This window comes from Halothiobacillus sp., assembly GCF_028710545.1.
Classification (GTDB): Bacteria; Pseudomonadota; Gammaproteobacteria; order Halothiobacillales; family Halothiobacillaceae; genus Halothiobacillus.
Genome location: NZ_JAQTTX010000006.1, coordinates 20075 through 40544 on the forward strand (window position 1 = coordinate 20075; position 20470 = coordinate 40544).

The following is a 20470-nucleotide window of genomic DNA, read 5'->3' on the forward strand; positions in this document are numbered from 1 at the left end:
CATGAATCCCATCACGCACCGCCCCCTGTCCGCCATTACCGTTGCCGGCATCATTTTTCATGAACAGCGCTTCCTGCTGGTCGAAGAATTAATTGAGGGGGAGATCAAGCTCAACCAGCCCGCCGGACACGTCGAACCGGGTGAAAGTCTTGTCGAAGCCGTCAAACGGGAAGTGCTGGAGGAAACTCGATATCACTTCAGCCCTGAAGCCTTACTTGGGATTTATCACAGCAATCCCGCTTGCGGCCCTCGAATCATGCGGGTGGCGATCATCGGCAGTGTCGATCCCGCGCCCGATCCATCCCTGATCTTGGATGCGGGTATCATCTCGACGCAATGGCTCAGCGCCGATGAAATTTCGGCCCGTCGGGCAGACCTTCGCTCACCCTTCGTAACACGCTGCATCGATGATTTCCTGCAAGGCAACCGCTTTGATCTCGACGTACTCCATTCATTTACCGGGCTCGAAAAATGATCTCGACCGAACGTATGCCGCCCCATAAAAAACCAGAGGAAACACGCGTCATCGTCGGCTTGTCCGGCGGGGTGGATTCCTCGGTCGCCGCCCTGCGTCTGCTGGAAGCGGGTTACCAGGTTGAAGGCCTGTTCATGAAGAACTGGGAAGGGGACGATAACGACGAATACTGCGCGGCCAAGGCCGACATGCTCGATGCGCTGTCTGTTGCCGATCGACTCGGGATTGAGTTTCATTTTGTGAATTTCGCCCAAGATTACTGGGATCGCGTGTTCGCCCACTTCCTCGATGAATATCGCGCCGGTCGAACACCCAACCCCGATATTCTCTGCAACCGCGAAATCAAGTTTCGTGCGTTTCTGGATCACGCCCGAACGCTGGGCGCGGATTACATCGCGACGGGACACTATGCACGCGTCCAGCATGCCTTACCCGACGGGTCGGGCCAGACACGTCTATTGAAAGGACTGGATGCCAACAAGGATCAGAGCTACTTCCTGCATGCACTCAGCAGGGAACAGCTTGCCTCGGCGCTTTTCCCCATCGGTGAAATGGAAAAGCCCGAGGTGCGGCGCATGGCCGGACAAGCTGGCTTCAAGACGGCAACCAAAAAGGACTCCACGGGCATCTGCTTCATCGGTGAGCGCCGATTCAGCGAGTTCCTGAAGACCTACCTGCCGGCGCAACCGGGCGACATCATTACCGTGGATGGTCAGGTAGTCGGTCAACATCAGGGCTTGATGTATCACACTATTGGTCAACGGCAGGGTCTGGGGATTGGCGGGCTGCGTGATCAGGGCGATCAACCCTGGTATGTGGCAGCCAAAAACCTACATGACAACACACTTATTGTGGCGCAGGGGAAAGATCACCCGGCGCTGTTTGCCCCCGCGTTGCGCGCCGGACAGATTCACTGGATCAATGACCCAATGACGCACGTTGGCCCCTACCCTCTGCGTTTGACCGCCAAGATTCGATACCGTCAACCCGATCAATCCTGCACGGTCACAGCCCTGTCCGAAGATTTGCTGCATGTCACCTTCGATCAGCCCCAACGGGCCATCACGCCGGGGCAATCCATCGTCTTCTATCAGGGCGATGTCTGTCTTGGTGGCGCCGTGATTGAAGAAGCCGTAACCTGAACCACAAACCACCCATTCTTCCGAGCTGAATACTAATGAGTACGATTGAAGACCAGACCATCGCCATTGCCGGTGTCTTACAGTGCTGCCGACTCGTGCGCGAACTTGCCTATGAAGGCCGCATCGAGCATGAGCATCTGGCTGCCGCCAACATACGTTCGCTGTTCAATTTCGACCCCAAGGATACGCTGGACACCTTCGGTGGCAATATCCACGATCTCAACCTCGGCCTGGAAACTTTTTTGAAGCTTCTTTCCGGTGGCGAGCGACAGCCATCGGATACTGAAATCATCCGTTATGCCGTCAATCTGATCGGCGTGACCAAAGCTTTCATGAATGACGCAGACATGATGCGCATGCTGCACCAACGGCTTGAAGCGCTCAAACCTGCTTTTCTGGAACATGGTGTGGATGATGCGCTGATGACCGATCTTAACCTGTTATATCGGGAAACAATCAGCACACTGCCCGTTCGCATTGTCATCAATGGTGAAAAACGATTCCTAGAAGAACCGCGAATCGCCAGCCATATCCGCAGCCTGCTGCTTGCAGGTGTGCGCGCAACCGTATTGTGGCGCCAGGTCGGCGGCACGCGCTGGGCGCTGTTACTCCGTCGCGGGCAATACCTGAAGGCCGTGCGCAAACTAAGCCTCGGACATGAATAGCAAAAACTCATGGACGAGTTTTTCACCATACTGACAGGCCCACGCGAGGTGGGCCTGTAATAACTCCTGAGCGCGGGGGTGTGATCTGCTATCGGGCAGATAACAGTTGCTTTTTGAGCTGGTACTGCCAGATAAACCCTGGTGCGGCCAGTGTGGCGAACATGAACAGGGTTACCACCCAGAATTCCCACGGCTTGTGCTGAATACCGCCAATCTGGTCTTCGAGGTACAGCCCGATCCCGATCCCGATGGCATACAGAACAAACCATTCCACGAGCCGAAACCAGAATGGCTTTCGTTCACCGGCCTTGACGACCGGAATCAGCACGAACAGGCGCTGATTGATAAAGGGCAGGTTTGCCAGCACCAGCAGAGCGACTATATATCCTTGAACCAAGGTCTCGTTAACCATCAAAACACTCCAGGGCCAAACTAATCGCCATTATTGCCATTCATCAAAACGGCAGGGCAAAGCCCATCTATCGAATTTTAAAAACCACCGAACGCGCGGGATGCAAAACCCACCAGTACGCCCGGGAAGATGCCCAGTACAAGCACCAGCAGACCGCTCAAAGCGAGCACACCCCGAACATTCCAGTCCGGATTGACGGGTGATGGATCGGTCGGTGCGTCGAAGTAGGCAAACTTGACCGCGCGCAGGTAATAGAACGCACCGATAACCGACATGATGACCGCATAAACCGCCAACCACCACAGGCCAATACCTACGACAGCCTGAAGCACCGCAAGTTTCGCCCAGAAGCCCAGCGTGAACGGAATCCCCGCCATGGAGAACATCAACAGCAGAAAGACGAACGCCATAACCGGACTTCGGTCGTTCAAACCGCGCAAGTCATCCAGACTCTCCGCTTCATAACCCTGCTTGGCCAGCAGGAGAATCATGCCGAAACCGCCCGTGGTCATCACAATGTAGGCCAGGGTGTAGAACAGTGCGGCCGAGTAGCCCACATCCGTACCGGCGAGAATACCCAACATCACAAAGCCGACGTGACTGATGGTGGAATAGGTCAACATCCGCTTGAAGCTGGTTTGAGCAATAGCGACGATGTTACCGATCGCCAGTGAGAGCACGACAGCCACGATCAGCACCGGCTGCCAGTCCGCAAAGGCATTGCCCATACCATCGACCAGCAGACGAATGACCATCGCCAGAGCGGCCACCTTGGGTGCCGTCGAGAGATACAGCGTTACGGCAGTAGGCGCGCCTTCATACACATCCGGCAACCACATGTGGAATGGCGCCACACCGAGCTTGAAGATGGAGCCGACCACGATCAGCACCACGGCGGCCTTCAATGCCATCGAACCGGAATCATGACTCAAGGCGTTGGCGATATCGGTCAACATGAGCTGACCTCCCGTCACGCCGTACAACAGGGACATACCGTAAAGCAGCAACCCCGAGGCGAGCGCACCGAGAACGAAATACTTCATTGCCGCCTCGGAAGCACGACCGTCATCACGCTTGAATGCCGTCAGGGCATACATGGACAGCGACATCAACTCCAGGCCGAGGTAAATCAGGAGCAGATGATTCGCGGAAATAAGGATCATCATGCCCAGCAAGCCGAACAATGCGAGCATGTAGTACTCGCCCTTGTCCATCCCTCGATCGCGCAGGTACCCGCGTGACATGATCAGCACGGCGGCAAGAGAGATATAGGAGGCCAGTTTCATGATGTCGGACATGTGGTCATTGACCACCATGCCGCCAAAGCTCATGCGCACCGTGGGCGACATCTGCATCAGGGTGACGATGAACAGAGCCACGAGGGTGAGCAGTGAAAGCGCATAGCTCACATTTCGTCCATGTCGGGGCATGAACGGATCAATCAGCAAAATCAGGCACGCCATCCCCGCGAGGATAATTTCGGGGAGTACCGGCATCAGATTCAAAGAGGTCAAATTCGGCATGTCGAGGTTCACAGTTTTGAGGTCAGCGCTTGTTGCGCGAGATGTTCAATCGTGGCGTGCATCAAATCGAGCAGCGGATTTGGCCAGATACCGACCAGGATGATCAGGACGACAAGACTACCCAGCATCCAGGCTTCCCGCTTGTTGACGTCCTTGAGTTTGGCCACGCCCTCGTTCTGAACGTCGCCGAAAATCACACGCTTGACCATCCACAGTGTGTACGAGGCACCGATGATAAGCGTGAGCGCGGCCAGCAGGGCAATCCAGAAATTGGCCTTGAACGAGGCGAGGATAACCATGAACTCACCAACGAAGCCGGATGTGCCGGGCAGGCCGACGTTCGCCATGGCAAACACCACGACCATCGCGGCAAACCACGGCATGGTATTGACTACCCCGCCGTAGGTGGAAATTTCCCGTGAGTGCAGACGGTCGTATAGCACGCCGATCGAGAGGAACATGGCGGCTGAAATGAGGCCGTGGGAAATCATCTGCACCATCGCGCCTTCAAGCGCCAGACGGACACCGCTACCACCAATATTCAACGGGTTGGCCGCAATCATGAAGATCACGAACATGCCCAGTGTCACAAAGCCCATATGCGAAATGGACGAATAGGCAACCAGCTTTTTCATGTCGTTCTGCACCAGCGCAACCAGACCGATGTAGACGATCGCGATCAGTGAGAAGGCGATAATCATGCTATCCAGCAATGCGGACGCATCAGGCGTAATCGGCAGCGAGAACCGCAGGAAGCCATAGCCGCCTATCTTCAGCATGATGGCCGCCAGAATCACGGAACCACCGGTCGGCGCCTCGACGTGCGCGTCGGGCAACCAGGTATGAACCGGCCACATTGGAATCTTGACGGCAAAGGCAATAAAGAATGCAAGGAAAATCAGCACCTGCTCGGTCAGGGTCAGCGGCATTTGCTGCATGTGCAGAATCGAGAAGCTGCCGCCTTTGAAGTACATGTAGATCAGGGCGATCAGCATGAACACCGAACCGAGGAAGGTATAGAGGAAGAACTTGATCGTCGCATACACGCGCCGCGGACCACCCCATATCCCGATGATGACGAACATCGGAATCAGCATCCCTTCGAAGAAGAAATAGAACACGATGGCATCGAGCGCTGCAAAAGAGCCGTTCATCATGCCTTCCATGATCAGGAAGGCCGCCAGATATTGGTGTGCTTTCTCCTGAATCACTTCCCAGGCAGACACGATCACGATCACGGTCGTGAATGTCGTCAGGATCAACAGGGGCAGGGAAATCCCATCCACACCGAGGTGGTAATGGATACCGAATTGCGGGATCCACGCGACACGCTCGACAAATTGCATGGCATAGGTGTGCGTGTCAAAGGCAGGCAACAACGCAAGGCTGAGCAGGAACACGACCACCGAACTGGCCAGGGCGAACCAGCGTGCGAAGCTGGCGCGCCCGGCACCAAACCACATCACAAAGATACCCGCGATAATCGGGAGCCAAACAATCAGGCTGAGCATCGGCCAAGAAGAAGGAAGCATTAAACCAGTATCCATTTAGAAAGAGGTCAACGTAAAAAAACGATCCAAGTCATTAAACCGATCAAGCCCAAAATCATTACAAACGCATAGTGATAGAGATAACCGGTCTGGAGCTTGCGCCACTGCATGGACGTAGCGCCGATCACGCCCGCCGTACCATTGACCATCAGGCCATCGATGAGCCGGACGTCGCCAATTCGCCAAAGCCCGCGCCCCAGCAACCGTGAACCACCACCGAACACGGCGTTATTGAAATCGTCAAAGCCGTAGGCACCGTCCAGAATCCGCTTCGGCCAGGCAAACACCTTGGCAAACAGCGCGGGCAGTGTGCCGGGCATGAGCAGATACATGACCGCAGAGAGTGCCACACCGGCAATGGCCAGCCAGAACACGGAGCTGCTCAGGCTGTGCTCCATCATGGCCAGTGCGCCATGGTAATGCTCGCGCAGATGCGTCATCGCATCATGCCCCGGCATCACCACGATCGCCTGCTCGAAGAAGTCGGAGAACAACAGCGGATCGATGGCAAAGAACCCAACCAGCAAAGCAGGAATGGACAGCAGAATCAGCGGCACGGTGACCACTTTGGGTGATTCATGCAAATGTGAGCGGGTGTGCGCATCCATCCGTTCCTTGCCGAAGAACACGAGGAAAAACAACCGGAAGGTATAGAACGCCGTAACAAATACGCCCAGCAGCACCGCCCAATAGGCGAAGGTCGCACCAGGCAATTGAGAGGCATGAACCGCCATGATAATGCTGTCTTTGGAGAAGAAGCCCGATGTACCGGGGAAACCGATCAAGGCCAACGAACCGATCAGGAAGGTCACGAAGGTAACGGGCATATACTTCCACAGGCCACCCATCTTGCGGATGTCCTGCTCATGGTGCATGGCAATGATCACCGAACCGGCAGCCAGGAACAACAAGGCCTTGAAGAACGCATGGGTCATCAGATGGAAAATCGCGGCGGAGTAGGCCGAGGCACCCAGCGCTACAGTCATGTAACCGAGCTGTGACAGGGTCGAATAGGCAATAACGCGCTTGATATCGTTTTGCACGATACCGAGCAACCCCATGAACAAGGCCGTAATCGCACCGATCACCATGATGAACGACAGTGCCGCATCGGACAGTTCGAACAGCGGCGAGAAACGCGCCACCATGAAAATACCGGCCGTCACCATCGTCGCGGCATGGATCAGCGCAGAAATAGGCGTCGGGCCTTCCATCGAATCGGGCAGCCACACATGCAGTGGCACCTGAGCCGATTTACCCATCGCGCCGATAAACAGCAAAATGGCAATCACGGTCGGCAGCGACCATTCCACACCCGGCCAGTACTCGACTTTCACGCTGGCCAATGCCGGCAGACGCTCAAAGAAAGTGGCGTAATCGAGCGTGTTTGCATACATCAGGACGGCGGCAATACCCAACAGGAAACCGAAATCACCTACACGGTTGACGATGAATGCCTTGAGATTGGCAAAAATCGCAGTTTCCTTTTTGTACCAGAAACCGATCAGCAGGTAAGAAACCAGGCCCACTGCTTCCCAGCCGAAGAACAGTTGCAGCAGATTGTTCGCCATCACCAGCATGAGCATGGAGAAGGTGAACAGGGAGATATAACTGAAGAAACGCTGGTAACCCGGATCATCCGCCATGTAGCCGATGGTATAGATATGCACCATCAGACTGACGCCGGTGACGACGACCATCATCAGAACCGTAAGGCGGTCGACCATGAAACCGATATCGAAGTGGAACGCATCCGTCGCCGCCCAGGTGTACACCGTAGCGTCATAGGTGGGTAACCCGCCCCAGACATGCATGTAAAAAGCGTACAACGAGAGTATGAACGAAATACCGACGCCGATATTGGTCACCCAATGAGCACCGGCGCGGCCGATCTGCTTGCCGAACAGGCCGGCGACCAGTGCCCCGATCAAGGGCGACAGAGCGATGATGAGATAGATTTTTTCCATGGCTTATCCCTTCATCTCTGTCAGGTCTTCGACATTGATGGTCCGCCGATTGCGGAACAGCGTCACCAGGATCGCCAGGCCGATCGCCGCCTCGGCTGCCGCCACGGTCAACACGAAAAACACAAACACTTGACCGTTGATATCGCCCAGGAAGTGGGAGAAGGCAATGAAATTGACATTCACGGCCAGCAGCATCAATTCGATCGCCATCAGCAGGACGAGGATATTTTTCCGGTTCAGGAAGATGCCAGCCACACTGATGGAAAACAGTATTGCTCCGAATACCAGAAACTGGGACAGACTAATCACGGTGCTTTTCTCCCGCTGAGTTTTGACGTGTCGTCGTCAGCTTCGGACTCGACGGGTGTCGAGGAAGCCATCTTCACCACGCGAATCCGATCACCTCGATTGACTTTCACCTGCGCATCGATGTTCTGGTACAGAGCGCCTTCACGCTTGCGATGCGCCAAGGCGATGGCCGATACAATCGAAACCAGCAGAATGAACGCAGCAATTTCAAAGGGATAGACATATTCTGTGTACAGCACCGAGCCCAGTGCCAGGGTGTTGGAGGTGCCGACTGCCGCCGGAGTCGGTGCGGGATAATTCGCCAGACCAAAGGCATGGGAACCGACGATCAAGCCCAACTCGACCACCATCACCAGCGCAACAAAGACACCCACCGGCAAGTTACGCACGAACCCCTCGCGCAACGGTGCCAGATTGATATCCAGCATCATCACCACGAACAGGAACAACACCATCACCGCGCCGACGTAGACCAGCAACAGCACGATGCCGAGAAATTCCGCTTCCATCAGAATCCAGGTCAGCGCCGTGGTAAAGAAGGTCAGCACCAGGAACAGAGCCGCATGGACAGGGTTTTTAACCGTGACCACCCGGATGGCCGAAATCACGGCCGACGAGGCAAACACATAAAAAAGAAACTGATACAGAGTCATTCAATTCTTCCTGATTAATACCGGCTCTAATGCCGACTGTTTGAGACGAGTCATTGCGCGTCTCAACGGTACGGGGCGTCGGCCAATCGATCGGCGGCAATCTGGGACTCCAGTCGATCGCCAATCTCCAGCAGTTTTTCTTTGGTCATGATCTGCTCGCCGCGCTCTTCGAAGTGATATTCAAACACACGGGTTTCAACAATCGAATCAACGGGGCAAGCCTCCTCGCAGAAGCCGCAGTAAATGCATTTGAACAAATCGATATCGTAGCGCGTGGTTCGCCGGGTGCCGTCCTCGCGCTCTTCCGACTCGATGGTGATCGCCAGTGCCGGGCAGACAGCCTCACATAGCTTGCAGGCAATGCAGCGTTCTTCGCCATTGGCATAGCGGCGCAGGGCGTGCAACCCACGGAAACGTGGCGACATCGGTGTTTTTTCTTCCGGATACTGCACGGTGAACTTGCGGCCGAAGAAGTACTTGCCGGTCACCGACAGACCCAGGAACAACTCCCACAAAAACCAGGTTTTAACAAATTGTTTGAATGCGTTCATCGCCCATTACCTCTGGGTGTTTTCTCGGGCCAAATCAAACTTGGTTAACCCGAGATCAGGAAATCCCAAGCTCAAGAAAACCATGGCCCGACCTTGAAATACACCAACACACCCTCAACGAAAATCCAGACGATGGTCACAGGGATAAACACTTTCCACCCCAGACGCATGATCTGGTCATAACGGTATCGAGGGAACGTGGCCCGGAACCACAGGAACAGGAACAGCAGGATCGCAATCTTGATAAAGAACCAGAAGATCCCGGGAATAAAATCGAAAATCGATTCCAGCGCGGTTCCCTGGAAGGGGGAAAGCCAGCCGCCGAGAAACAACAGCGCAGTCAATGCCGAAATCAGGATCATGCTGGCGTATTCGGCCAACATGAACAGCGCAAACGTGATGCCGGAGTATTCAACGTGGAAACCGGCGACGAGTTCTGACTCGCCTTCTGTGATATCAAACGGTGCGCGGTTGGTCTCGGCTACGCCGGAGATGAAATAAACCACGAACATAGGCAGCAGTGGCAACCAGTACCATGTCAGGATATTGCCGGATTGATGCTCGACGATCTCGGTCAGATTCAGACTCCGGGCCGCCATGAGCACGCCGACCAAGGCGAAGCCCATCGCCAATTCATACGCCACTTTATGTGCCGCAGAACGCATGCCACCGAGCAGCGCATACTTCGAGTTGGAAGCCCATCCGGCCAGGATCACGCCATACACACCGGCCGCACCGATGGCCAGCACATAGAGCAAGCCCGCGTTGATATTGGCCAGAACCCAGCCCTTGTCGAATGGAATAACCGCCCATGCGACAAATGACGCCACCAGAATCAACACCGGCGCCAGATAGAAAATGAACTTATTGGCGACGTTAGGAGTGATGATTTCCTTGAACAGCAGTTTGAACACGTCGGCAAACGGCTGGAATAAACCCTTGGGGCCAACGCGGTTCGGGCCGATGCGCACCTGCATGTAGCCGATGACCTTCCTTTCGAAATACGTCAGATAAGCCACGGCGATGACCAACGGCAGCAGAATGACCAGCACCCAGAGGGTGTTGACCACCAGATATTGCCAGGCCGGTGACATCCAGCCGATGACCGGATGCAGCAATTGATTCAGCACGCCACTACCTCCCGTGACACTTCAACCAAACCGCCGATGGCTGGCAGCACGGCACTCACTTCGCTGACATAAATCAGCAATGCGCCCTGCGGCACGGAATCATCGAACTTAACCGTCATCTCGGTTGAGCAGCCGGACTGGGTGATGGTCACGACACCGCCCTCATCCCAATTTTGTTCTGCCGCATCGGCAGGATTGACGAGGCAATGTCGTTGTTTTTTCGCCAAATCAGTCATCTGCAAAGGCGCGGCGCGGCGGATCACGCCGTCGATGGCATACATGGCCACCGGCGCAATGCGCACCCAGCCTTCTGCCGATGAAGCCGCCACCGGTCGAACCGCGCCGAGCACGTCACTTTCATTGCTCAGGCTGACCTCGGCGCACTGGGATTGTACTTCCGCACGCACCTCGGCGGCATCCATGAAATCGAAGCCAGCCAGATCCAGCAGATTGCCGAGTACCCGCAGAACTTTCCAACCCGGACGGGACTGGGCCCAAGAACGGACGATGCCCCGTTGCGGCTGCCAACGACCTTCGCCATTGACCCACGTGCCCGCAGATTCAACAGCCGTACCAATCGGCAGCAAAATATCGGCAAACTCAAGTTGGCTTGAACTGACATGAGAAACCAGACTGACCACGCACTCGGCCTCACGCAACCGGGCCACTGCTTCGGTACCAGCCTGGGTATCGAGATCCGGCTCGACACCCAGGAGCAGCATCGCAGGTGTCGGTGACTGCAGTAGTGTTTGGGCATTTGCTCCAGTCCCAACCGCAGCCTGGCCACCGGCCAGACGATGCGGCACGGCACCGGCCAACCAGGCACCCGGCTGATTACCCCCTTGCGGCAGGATACCCAGAGAGACATCAAGCGCCTTGGATAGACGACCGGCCAGATAGCGAATCGCGCCGTACTGCGGATCGTTCTGCGCCAGATGCCCCAGAAAAATCGCGGCATTCGCGCCCTGTTCGAGATCAGCAAGAATTTTCGTGCACAGTTCCGTATCAACCGGCGCGGACTCAACCAGTCCTTCAGGCAAAGTCACGCCTGCCGTTCGGCTCAAGGCAATCAGGACATCCAACAAGCCGCCGTCTGGTGCGCAGGGCCATTGCGCAGCACGGAAGGTCAGAGATTCTTTGACCGGGTGAACCACATGAATCCGCGCTCGCTTGGTCAGCGCCGCCATGCGTAGACGATGACCGAACAGCGGGATGTCCTCACGGATCGAACCACCAATCACCAGCACCGATGTGAGCTGGCTGATCTGGGCGATGTCCATGCCGAACCACGGCATGACCGGATCACCCGCATCGGCCGAGAAATCAGTCTGGCGCAGGCGATGATCGACGTTGTTCGAGCCCATGCCACGAATGATTTTCTGGAACAGGTACAGTTCTTCCAGGCTCGCGTTGGGAGAGATCAGCCCACCCAAGGCTTGAGCACCCTGCTGCTGCACGATGCCCTGAATTTTTTCAGCCACCAGAGCGAGTGCGGTATCCCAATCGGTTGCATGCCATTGCCCATCTCGCTTGACCATAGGCTGCGCCAGACGATCTTCGGTGAACAAGCCGGTGTAGGCATAACGGTCACGATCCGACAACCAGGTTTCGTTGATCAGATCATTATCACGCGGCACCGTACGCATCACCTTCCCATCACGGGTGTGCAGGTACAGATTCGAGCCGAAGGCATCATGGGTTGAGATGTGCGGCTGCTGCACCAACTCCCACGGGCGGGCTGTATAACGCGACGGCTTGGCCGTGAGCGCGCCCACCGGACACAGATCGATCACGTTGCCGGACAACTCGGACGTCACGCTTTTGGCAATGTAAGTACCGATTTCCATGTGGTCGGAACGACCGACCACACCCAGTTCCTTCAGACCTGCAATTTCTTCGCCGAAACGGACGCAACGCGTGCAGTGGATGCAGCGCGTCATGTCGGTGGCGATCAGTGGGCCGATATTCTTGTCCTTGACCACACGCTTGACTTCGGAATACTGCCCGACGCCTTCACCATAGCCCATGGCCAAATCCTGCAACTCGCACTCACCGCCCTGATCGCAAATCGGACAATCGAGCGGGTGGTTGATCAGCAAAAACTCCATGGTCGCGCGCTGGGCAGCCAGCGCTTTGGGGCTACGGGTCAGCACGCGCATGCCTTCGGAAATGGGTGTTGAGCAGGCAGGCAGCGGCTTGGGCGCACGCGCCACTTCAACCAGGCACATCCGGCAGTTGGCCGCGATTGAAAGTTTGCGGTGATAGCAAAACCGGGGGATATTGATGCCAGCCTGATCGGTCACTTCGATCAGCATATCGCCCTTGCGCCCTTTCAAGGGAATGCCATCAACTTCGATGGTGATCAAATCGTCGTGAATACTCAAAGACTTAACCCTGTATCTGTTAGACCGTCGCCAAACCGTCAGCAATCATGCTGTGGCCATGCTCGATGTAATATTCAAATTCGTGACGGAAATGCTTGAGGAAGCTGCGCACGGGTACGGCGGCCGCATCACCCAGCGCGCAGATAGTCCGTCCTTCGATCTTGCTGGCCACGTCATCCAGTCGGTTCAAATCGGCCATAGCCCCCTTGCCTTCAACAATGCGGGTGAGCATCCGGTAAAGCCAACCGGTACCCTCACGGCAGGGTGTGCATTGACCGCAGGACTCCGAATAGTAAAAACGCGAGATACGGCGCAAGGCTTCGACCATGCACGCCGAATCGTCTATCACGATCAGGCCGCCCGAACCGAGAAACGTGCCTGATTTGGCGATGGCGTCATAATCCATGGTGGTCTGCATCATCACGGAACCCGGCACCACGGGCGTGGAGGTGCCGCCCGGGATCACCGCCTTGAGCTTGCGGCCTTCGCGTACGCCACCGGCCATAGCCAGCAGTTCACCGAATGGCAGACCCATCGGAACCTCGAACACTCCGGGCTTGTTCACATGACCGGAAACGGAGAAGAGCTTCAACCCCCCGCTGTTCGGCACGCCCAGATCAGCAAACCACTTGCCGCCGTTACGCATGATGGCGGGAACCGACGACAATGTTTCGGTGTTGTTCACCGTGGTCGGGCGACCATACAAACCAAAGTTGGCCGGGAACGGTGGCTTGAATCGAGGTTGGCCTTTCTTGCCTTCCAGAGATTCGAGCAAGGCAGTCTCTTCGCCGCAGATGTAGGCACCGGCGCCCAACGAACCGTACAGATCGAAATCAATGCCGGAGCCTTGCAAGTTCTTGCCCAGCAAGCCCAACTCGTAGGCTTCCTTGACCGCGGTTTCAAAACGACGGAACACGAGATCGGTGAACTCGCCGCGCATGTAGTTGTAACCCACCGTGGCGCCAATGGTGTAACCCGCGATCGCCATCCCCTCTACCAGAGCATGGGGATTGTTGAGCAGAATCTGACGATCCTTGGCGGTACCCGGCTCGGATTCGTCCGAATTGCATACGATGTATTTCTGCCCCGGCGCATTGCGCGGCATGAACGACCATTTGAGACCGGTCGGGAAACCCGCACCGCCTCGACCACGCAGGTTTGAGGTTTTCAGCTCTTCGATAATCAGTGCCGGATCGGTTTTTTCGGCCAGGATTTTCCGCCAAGCCGAATACCCGCCAATCTTGAGATAGCTCTCAAGCGTCCAAGGCTCATCAAACTGCATCGTCGCAAAACAGACTTGTTCCGTCATCGCGTCACTCCAGTTTATCGAGAATGGCGTCCACCTTCTCGGGTGTCAACCGTTCGTAATAGACATGATCGACCTGCATCATCGGGCCACCGTCGCAGGCCGCGAGGCATTCTTCTTCCACCTTGAGGTAGATTCGGCCATCAGGAGTCGATTCACCGAGTTTGATACCCAGTTTCTTCTCACAATGCGCCACAATCTCGTCCGAGCCCATCAAAGCACATGAAATGTTGGTACAGATGGATACGTGATGCCGGCCACAGGGTTTTGTTTCCAGCATGGAATAGAAGGTCGCCACTTCATAAACGGAAATAGGTGGCAGATCGAGATACTCGGCAACCGCATCCATCAGGTCCGTCGTCAGATAGCCTTCATTCTGGTGCTGTGTTTCGCGAAGCGCGGCCAGCACGGCAGATTGCTTCTGCTCGGGCGGATATTTACTAAGCCAATGATCAATTTCATGGCGTGTGTGATCGCTCAGCAAATGAATCTTACTGTCTTTCATTAACGGTCCACCTCACCAAAAACAATATCTTGCGTACCGATAATCGCCACGACATCGGCCAGCATGTGCCCGCGCGACATCTCATCGAGAGCAGATAGATGCGCAAAGCCCGGCGCGCGGATTTTCAAGCGGTACGGCTTGTTGGCTCCATCGGAAACGAGGTAAATCCCGAACTCACCCTTCGGATGCTCAACCGCGGCATAGGTCTCGCCTTCGGGTAGGCAATAACCCTCGGTGAACAATTTGAAATGGTGAATCAGCGATTCCATGTCCGCCTTGACTTCTTCCCGTCGTGGCGGCGCGATCTTGCGGTTATCCACCATGACCGGACCTGGGTTCTTGCGTAGCCAGTCAATACATTGCTTGATGATCCGGTTGGATTGCCGCATTTCCTCGACCCGAACGAGGTACCGATCGTAGCAATCACCAGTCACGCCCACAGGAATGTCGAAATCCAGCTTGTCGTATACGGCATAGGGCTGCTTCTTGCGCAGATCCCACTCGACACCGGAACCACGCAGCATCGGGCCGGTAAAGCCGAGCGCAATCGCGCGCTCCGGCGAAACGATGCCGATATCCACCGTACGCTGTTTCCAGATTCGATTATCGGTGAGCAGCGTCTCGTACTCGTCCACATAACCCGGGAATCGCTGGGTGAAGTCTTCGAGGAAATCCAGCAGGGAACCCTGGCGGGACTCGTTCATGCGCCGGACATCGCGCTCGCTATGCCACTGTGATTTCTCATACTGCGGCATTGTGTCTGGCAAATCCCGCGCGACGCCGCCCGGCCGATAATAAGTAGCGTGCAAGCGCGCACCGGAGACCGCTTCGTAGCAATCCATCAGATCCTCCCGTTCGCGGAAGGCATAGAGGAAAACGGTCATCGCACCGATGTCCAGCGCATGCGCACCGAGCCAGAGCAAGTGGTTCAAAATACGGGTGATCTCGTCAAACATGACGCGTATGTACTGCGCCCGTTCGGGAATCTCCAGATTGACCAACTGTTCGATGGCACGAACATAGGCATGCTCGTTGCACATCATGGAAACGTAATCCAGTCGATCCATATAACCGATAGACTGGTTATAGGGTTTGCTTTCTGCCAGTTTTTCGGTGCCACGATGAAGCAGACCGATATGCGGATCGGCGCGAACGATGGTCTCGCCATCCATCTCCAGTACCAGGCGCAATACGCCGTGGGCGGATGGATGCTGTGGGCCGAAATTCAGCGTGTAATTGGCAATTTCCGGCATGATCAGCGTCCTCCCCGCGCGGGCTCTTCGGGCACGACGTATCGGCTATCGTGGCGGTGCACCTTGGGCACCAGCACACGCGGCTCAATGGAAACGGGCTCGTAAACCACCCGGTTCTTATTTGGGTCGAACCGAACTTCGACGTTACCGATCAATGGGAAATCCTTGCGCATCGGATGACCAACGAAGCCGTAATCCGTGAGGATCCGGCGCATGTCGGGATGGTCATCGAACAGAATACCGAAGAGATCGAATGCTTCGCGTTCGAACCAGTTAACGACAGGCCATATAGCCACGACCGAAGGAACGGTCGGCAGTTCTGCATCGACACAGGGAATCCGGACGCGGACACGCCAGTTGTGCTTGTATGAAAGCAAATGGGCCACAACGGCGAAGCGGGGACGATCCTGATTGCCAGACGGCATCTCATCCCCAAACTTCAGGCGGGCATTACTGGCCGGTTCGACGCCGCGACTGTAACCCGCATAGGACACACTTTCCTCACCAGCCCATTCTTGCTGCCCATATTCCAGATAGTCGATTCCACAAAGATCGACGCATTGATCAAAATGGGTTTCAGGCGCGGTAGCCAAACGCTTTGCCGCTTCTTGCCAGTGCGCTGCCGCCACCTCAATGGTGATTTCATCCAACGCAACGGTCAGATTGATCAACAGATCGCCAAGCACAGATTCCAGGGCTGGTTTCAGGGCCGGATTAAGCCTTTGCTGCACAGTCATAATGATCTACTTTGCCTATTGTTTTGCGCCAACACAATCAGCTCCGTGCGATTGTATTGGTACGGCGAATCTTGTTCTGAAGCTGAATGATTCCGTACAGCAAGGCCTCGGCCGTTGGCGGACAGCCCGGAACGTAAATATCGACCGGCACGATCCGGTCGCAACCACGCACAACAGCGTAGGAATAGTGATAGTAACCGCCACCATTGGCACAGGAACCCATGGAGATAACCCAACGGGGCTCAGCCATCTGATCATAGACCTTGCGCAATGCAGGAGCCATTTTATTGACCAGCGTACCCGCCACGATCATGACATCCGACTGACGCGGGCTGGGACGGAAAACGACACCGAACCGGTCCAGATCATAACGCGCAGCACCCGCATGCATCATTTCGACTGCACAGCAGGCCAAACCGAACGTCATGGGCCAGAGCGAGCCGGTGCGCGCCCAGTTAATCAGCTTGTCGGCAGAAGTGGTGACGAAGCCTTTTTCGAGAACGCCTTCTATTCCCATTCCAGCGCCCCCTTCTTCCACTCATACACAAAGCCGACGACCAGAACACCCAAGAAGATGGCCATGGCAATCAACCCGAAATGCCCGATCTGGTCCAGAGCCACAGCCCACGGGAACAAAAAGGCAATTTCGAGGTCGAAGATAATAAATAGTATGGCGACGAGATAGTAACGCACATCGAATTTCATGCGTGCGTCTTCGAAAGCGGCAAAACCACATTCGTAGGGAGCGTTCTTGGCCGAATCCGGGCGGAATGGAGCGAGAAGCTTGCCGCCAAACAACAACCCCAAAGAAAACAGCACGGCAACGCCGAAGAAAATCAGGATGGGAAGATAACCTTCTAGCACGGGGCACCCTCTCGGTCAGCGCGAACCAACGTCCGCTTGATTTTTCGCGCGCGAACTAAAACCCAGCACACAAGCGATTCCTGCGGACTGGCCTAATCTTATTATTATTTTACTTACACAAAATTGGTGCGGACGGTGGGACTCGAACCCACACAGCTTTCGCCACTACCCCCTCAAGATAGCGTGTCTACCAATTCCACCACGTCCGCGAAATCTGCGCCTGCCTTCACCAGCGATCACACTGGCGCAACAGGCTTTCTAATCAGCACAAGCCAAGTCTTATATCAGGTCATTTACCAGGTCATTTACTTGGCACATCGGCCGGTTGGGTTGACCCATTCGCTGCCGGTGCGACCTGCTCACTACCCACTGATGTGGATGGCACATCTGAAGGTTTACCTTGACTCGCTGGTGCAGGGGTCACTGACTCAGAAGGTGAAGGTACTGAATTCTGTGGATTTGGCGCTGTGCCCATCCCATCATTCTTATTGGAGTCCGTCTTTGAAACGGGCACAGAATTTACCACGCTGGAAGGACTATGTGAAGTATTAATGACGTAAGCGAGCAGCAAACTGGTCGCAAAAAAAGCAACCACGAGCCAGCCCGTCATTTTTTGCAGAAAGGTCGCCGCACCACGCGCACCAAATACGGTGCCAGACGAACCCGAGCCGAAGGCGGCCCCCGCATCGGCGCCCTTGCCATGCTGAATCAGCACCAGACCAATCAAGGTCAAACCAATCAGCACATGTCCAATCAAAATCAATGTTTGCATCACACGGTTCCAAGCGAGTCGGCCGCAGCACGACAAATAATCAGAAAATCTTCTGCCTTCAGAGATGCGCCGCCAATCAAGCCGCCATCAATATCAGGCTGGGAGAACAGTTCGGCCGCGTTATCCGGCTTGACCGACCCACCGTATTGAATGCGCAGGGTACGCGCGACCGGTTCGTTCAGCCCGGCAATCAGACCACGAATCGTAGCGTGCATTGCCTGCGCCTGCTCGGGCGAAGCGGTCAAACCGGTCCCGATGGCCCAGACAGGCTCATACGCGATGACGATCCGATCAAACGCTGCGACACCGACCTCGTCGATGACCGCCTGAACCTGAGCACACACGACTTCGTTCATGTGCCCAGCCTGGCGCTCTTCCAAAGTCTCACCCACGCACAGAACGGGCATGAGGCCGGCTGCCAGGGCGCGCCCGACCTTACGGGCAATCACCTCGTCGCGCTCACCAAAAAGGGCGCGACGCTCGGAGTGGCCGATCAGCACATACTGACAGCCGACATCGCGCAGCATAGCAGCCGAAACCTCTGCCGTGTAGGCACCTTCGACATACTCAGAGCAATCCTGAGCACCCACTTTCAAATCCGTATGCGCCACTTGACGCACCGTTTGTGGAATAAGAACGAATGAGGGGCAAACCCCTACATCGATCGCATCCAATCCCGTCACCCCGGCAAGAATGCCAGCCACAAGCGCCTCAGACGAGGCCGTTGAGCCGTTAAGCTTCCAGTTTCCGAGTACGATTGGCTTACGCATGCCGTCCTATTTCCCCTTGGTTCTGCTTTTTCTGGAACGCACCAGCGCCCCGATCTGTTATCAAAAAGGCCGATAAGGTTACTTGTACGAGCGAGTTAAATCAATCATTCATACACGCTTCATGCCATCAGACCACCGGGGACAAGGCGATCTCCTTTACTTCCTGCGCCAGCTTTTTCGCCTGTTTCTCAACCAAATCAGCTCGCTTGCCTTCAACCATGACACGAATCAGCGGTTCAGTACCCGATGCACGAAGCAGAACACGCCCATCATCCCCCAGAACTTTTTCGACGGCCTGCACCGCGGAGAGGATGCGCGGCTGGCTCAAATCACACTTCTGTTCCGTACGAACATTGATCAAGGTCTGAGGGAAAATCGCCATGTTTTCCGTAAGCGCACGCAAACTTTGCCCCCTGGCCTTCATGGCAGATAAAACCTGTAGTGCCGCCACAATACCATCACCCGTGGTATGCCGATCCAGACACAAAATATGCCCGGAAGACTCGCCACCCAACAGCCAGTCATTCCGCTTCAGGGTTTCGTGGACATACCGATCCCCGACGTTGGCCCGAACAAACGGCAACCCGAGTTCCTTGATTGCCAGTTCGAGACCGAGATTACTCATCAGCGTTCCGACCACCCCGCCGCTATAACCTGAGCGACGAACGCGGTCCGCCGCGATGATGTAGAGCAACTGATCGCCGTCCAGCACCTGCCCCTCGGCATCGACGAGCAACACGCGGTCACCATCACCATCCAGCGCCACGCCCAGATCCGCCCGGAACTCGGACACGGCTCGTTGGAGCGCAGCAGGATCGGTCGAGCCCACGCCCGCATTGATATTCAACCCATCGGGTTCAGAACCGATGCTAATCACTTCGGCACCCAGCTCTGTGAATACGCGCGGTGCAACCTGGTACCCCGCTCCGTTGGCGCAATCGACTACGATCCGCAGATTGGACAAGGACAGCCCCGTCTCAATCGAGCTCTTGCAGAACTCGATATACCGGCCCGGCGCATCGTCGATACGCTGAGCCTTGCCCAGCATATCCGAACGGGCCACGGTCATGGGTTCATCCAGCATGCGCTCGATTTCGGCCTCGATCACATCCGGCAGTTTTTCCCCTTGGGAGGAGAAGAATTTAACGCCGTTATCCTGGAAAGGATTGTGAGAAGCGCTGATCACCACGCCGGCCGATCCACGCAACGTGCGCGTCAGGTAGGCGATGGCCGGTGTGGGCATCGGCCCCAGCAAGCGCACATCCACACCCGCAGCAGAAAAACCCGCCTCCAGAGCCGACTCGAACATGTATCCGGAAATACGCGTATCTTTTCCAATCAACACCCGACGGCGCCCTTCCTGACCCAGCACCATGCCGGCTGCCCAGCCAAGTTTCAGCACGAACTCCGGCGTCATCGGCCATTGTCCCACCGCACCGCGTACGCCATCGGTCCCAAATACCTTCATATCCATTCACCTTATCCTGCTACAGCCGCCCGCA

Annotated in this window: 21 protein-coding genes and 1 tRNA gene; 3 read left to right on the forward strand and 19 right to left on the reverse strand. The window is 55.8% G+C overall.

Going from position 1 to position 20470, the window contains the following annotated elements; all coding sequences use genetic code 11:
• Nucleotide 1: 1 nt before the first annotated feature.
• The 3 genes from PHD44_RS01920 to hflD are packed head-to-tail and all read left to right on the forward strand — an operon-like array spanning nt 2 to nt 2282.
• Complete coding sequence (locus PHD44_RS01920; protein ID WP_300187456.1) at nt 2-475, forward strand: NUDIX hydrolase; 474 nt, start codon at nt 2-4, stop codon at nt 473-475.
• Nucleotides 472-1617 carry a tRNA 2-thiouridine(34) synthase MnmA gene (gene mnmA / locus PHD44_RS01925; RefSeq protein WP_300187458.1) on the forward strand — a complete coding sequence of 382 codons (1146 nt, stop codon included), beginning with the start codon at nt 472-474 and terminating at the stop codon, nt 1615-1617. Before PHD44_RS01920 ends, mnmA begins: the two co-directional genes overlap by 4 nt.
• A gap of 35 nt (nt 1618-1652) precedes the next feature.
• Entirely contained in the window at nt 1653-2282 is a 630-nt protein-coding gene (gene hflD, locus PHD44_RS01930; protein WP_300187461.1) for a high frequency lysogenization protein HflD, read from the forward strand.
• An 88-nt stretch (nt 2283-2370) separates the two neighbouring features.
• Here hflD and PHD44_RS01935 read toward each other — a convergent pair whose 3' ends face one another.
• From PHD44_RS01935 to glmM, 19 genes are all read right to left on the reverse strand, one after another.
• Nucleotides 2371-2694: a DUF2818 family protein gene (locus PHD44_RS01935; protein ID WP_298218841.1), complete on the reverse strand. Its 324-nt coding sequence runs from the start codon at nt 2692-2694 to the stop codon at nt 2371-2373.
• 77 nt (nt 2695-2771) lie between these two features.
• Nucleotides 2772-4217: an NADH-quinone oxidoreductase subunit NuoN gene (gene nuoN, locus PHD44_RS01940; protein WP_300187465.1), complete on the reverse strand. Its 1446-nt coding sequence runs from the start codon at nt 4215-4217 to the stop codon at nt 2772-2774.
• An 8-nt stretch (nt 4218-4225) separates the two neighbouring features.
• On the reverse strand, nt 4226-5749 hold the full coding sequence (locus PHD44_RS01945) for an NADH-quinone oxidoreductase subunit M (RefSeq protein ID WP_300187468.1): 1524 nt from the start codon (nt 5747-5749) through the stop codon (nt 4226-4228).
• A 26-nt stretch (nt 5750-5775) separates the two neighbouring features.
• Nucleotides 5776-7734, reverse strand: a complete 1959-nt coding sequence (nuoL, locus tag PHD44_RS01950; RefSeq protein ID WP_300187471.1) for an NADH-quinone oxidoreductase subunit L — start codon at nt 7732-7734, stop codon at nt 5776-5778.
• Between the two features lie 3 nt (nt 7735-7737).
• Nucleotides 7738-8043, reverse strand: a complete 306-nt coding sequence (gene nuoK / locus PHD44_RS01955) for an NADH-quinone oxidoreductase subunit NuoK (RefSeq protein ID WP_300187474.1) — start codon at nt 8041-8043, stop codon at nt 7738-7740.
• A complete protein-coding gene (locus tag PHD44_RS01960) occupies nt 8040-8696 on the reverse strand; it encodes an NADH-quinone oxidoreductase subunit J (RefSeq protein ID WP_300187477.1) in 657 nt (218 codons plus the stop codon). The genes nuoK and PHD44_RS01960 overlap by 4 nt, the downstream gene beginning before the upstream one ends.
• A 62-nt stretch (nt 8697-8758) precedes the next feature.
• A complete protein-coding gene (nuoI, locus tag PHD44_RS01965) occupies nt 8759-9247 on the reverse strand; it encodes an NADH-quinone oxidoreductase subunit NuoI (RefSeq protein ID WP_290678348.1) in 489 nt (162 codons plus the stop codon).
• 71 nt (nt 9248-9318) lie between these two features.
• Nucleotides 9319-10341 (reverse strand): NADH-quinone oxidoreductase subunit NuoH, encoded by a 1023-nt coding sequence (nuoH, locus tag PHD44_RS01970; RefSeq protein WP_300187561.1) that lies wholly within the window; start codon nt 10339-10341, stop codon nt 9319-9321.
• A 29-nt stretch (nt 10342-10370) separates the two neighbouring features.
• Nucleotides 10371-12761 (reverse strand): NADH-quinone oxidoreductase subunit NuoG, encoded by a 2391-nt coding sequence (gene nuoG, locus PHD44_RS01975; protein ID WP_300187482.1) that lies wholly within the window; start codon nt 12759-12761, stop codon nt 10371-10373.
• A 19-nt stretch (nt 12762-12780) separates the two neighbouring features.
• Complete coding sequence (gene nuoF, locus PHD44_RS01980; RefSeq protein WP_300187485.1) at nt 12781-14070, reverse strand: NADH-quinone oxidoreductase subunit NuoF; 1290 nt, start codon at nt 14068-14070, stop codon at nt 12781-12783.
• A 4-nt stretch (nt 14071-14074) separates the two neighbouring features.
• Entirely contained in the window at nt 14075-14572 is a 498-nt protein-coding gene (gene nuoE, locus PHD44_RS01985) for an NAD(P)H-dependent oxidoreductase subunit E (protein WP_300187487.1), read from the reverse strand.
• Nucleotides 14572-15825, reverse strand: a complete 1254-nt coding sequence (locus PHD44_RS01990; protein WP_300187489.1) for an NADH-quinone oxidoreductase subunit D — start codon at nt 15823-15825, stop codon at nt 14572-14574. The genes nuoE and PHD44_RS01990 overlap by 1 nt, the downstream gene beginning before the upstream one ends.
• Nucleotides 15826-15827: 2 nt before the next feature.
• The gene (locus PHD44_RS01995) at nt 15828-16562 is read right to left on the reverse strand and encodes an NADH-quinone oxidoreductase subunit C (protein ID WP_300187491.1); all 735 of its coding nucleotides are present in this window, start codon (nt 16560-16562) and stop codon (nt 15828-15830) included.
• A gap of 37 nt (nt 16563-16599) precedes the next feature.
• On the reverse strand, nt 16600-17079 hold the full coding sequence (locus PHD44_RS02000) for an NADH-quinone oxidoreductase subunit B family protein (RefSeq protein WP_012824817.1): 480 nt from the start codon (nt 17077-17079) through the stop codon (nt 16600-16602).
• Nucleotides 17070-17426, reverse strand: a complete 357-nt coding sequence (locus PHD44_RS02005; protein ID WP_298218817.1) for an NADH-quinone oxidoreductase subunit A — start codon at nt 17424-17426, stop codon at nt 17070-17072. Before PHD44_RS02005 ends, PHD44_RS02000 begins: the two co-directional genes overlap by 10 nt.
• 124 nt (nt 17427-17550) lie before the next feature.
• Nucleotides 17551-17635 (reverse strand) — tRNA-Leu (locus PHD44_RS02010).
• A 92-nt stretch (nt 17636-17727) separates the two neighbouring features.
• Complete coding sequence (gene secG / locus PHD44_RS02015; RefSeq protein ID WP_300187564.1) at nt 17728-18198, reverse strand: preprotein translocase subunit SecG; 471 nt, start codon at nt 18196-18198, stop codon at nt 17728-17730.
• Entirely contained in the window at nt 18198-18968 is a 771-nt protein-coding gene (tpiA, locus tag PHD44_RS02020) for a triose-phosphate isomerase (RefSeq protein WP_300187494.1), read from the reverse strand. Before tpiA ends, secG begins: the two co-directional genes overlap by 1 nt.
• A 127-nt stretch (nt 18969-19095) precedes the next feature.
• The gene (gene glmM / locus PHD44_RS02025; protein WP_300187497.1) at nt 19096-20442 is read right to left on the reverse strand and encodes a phosphoglucosamine mutase; all 1347 of its coding nucleotides are present in this window, start codon (nt 20440-20442) and stop codon (nt 19096-19098) included.
• Nucleotides 20443-20470: the final 28 nt, after the last annotated feature.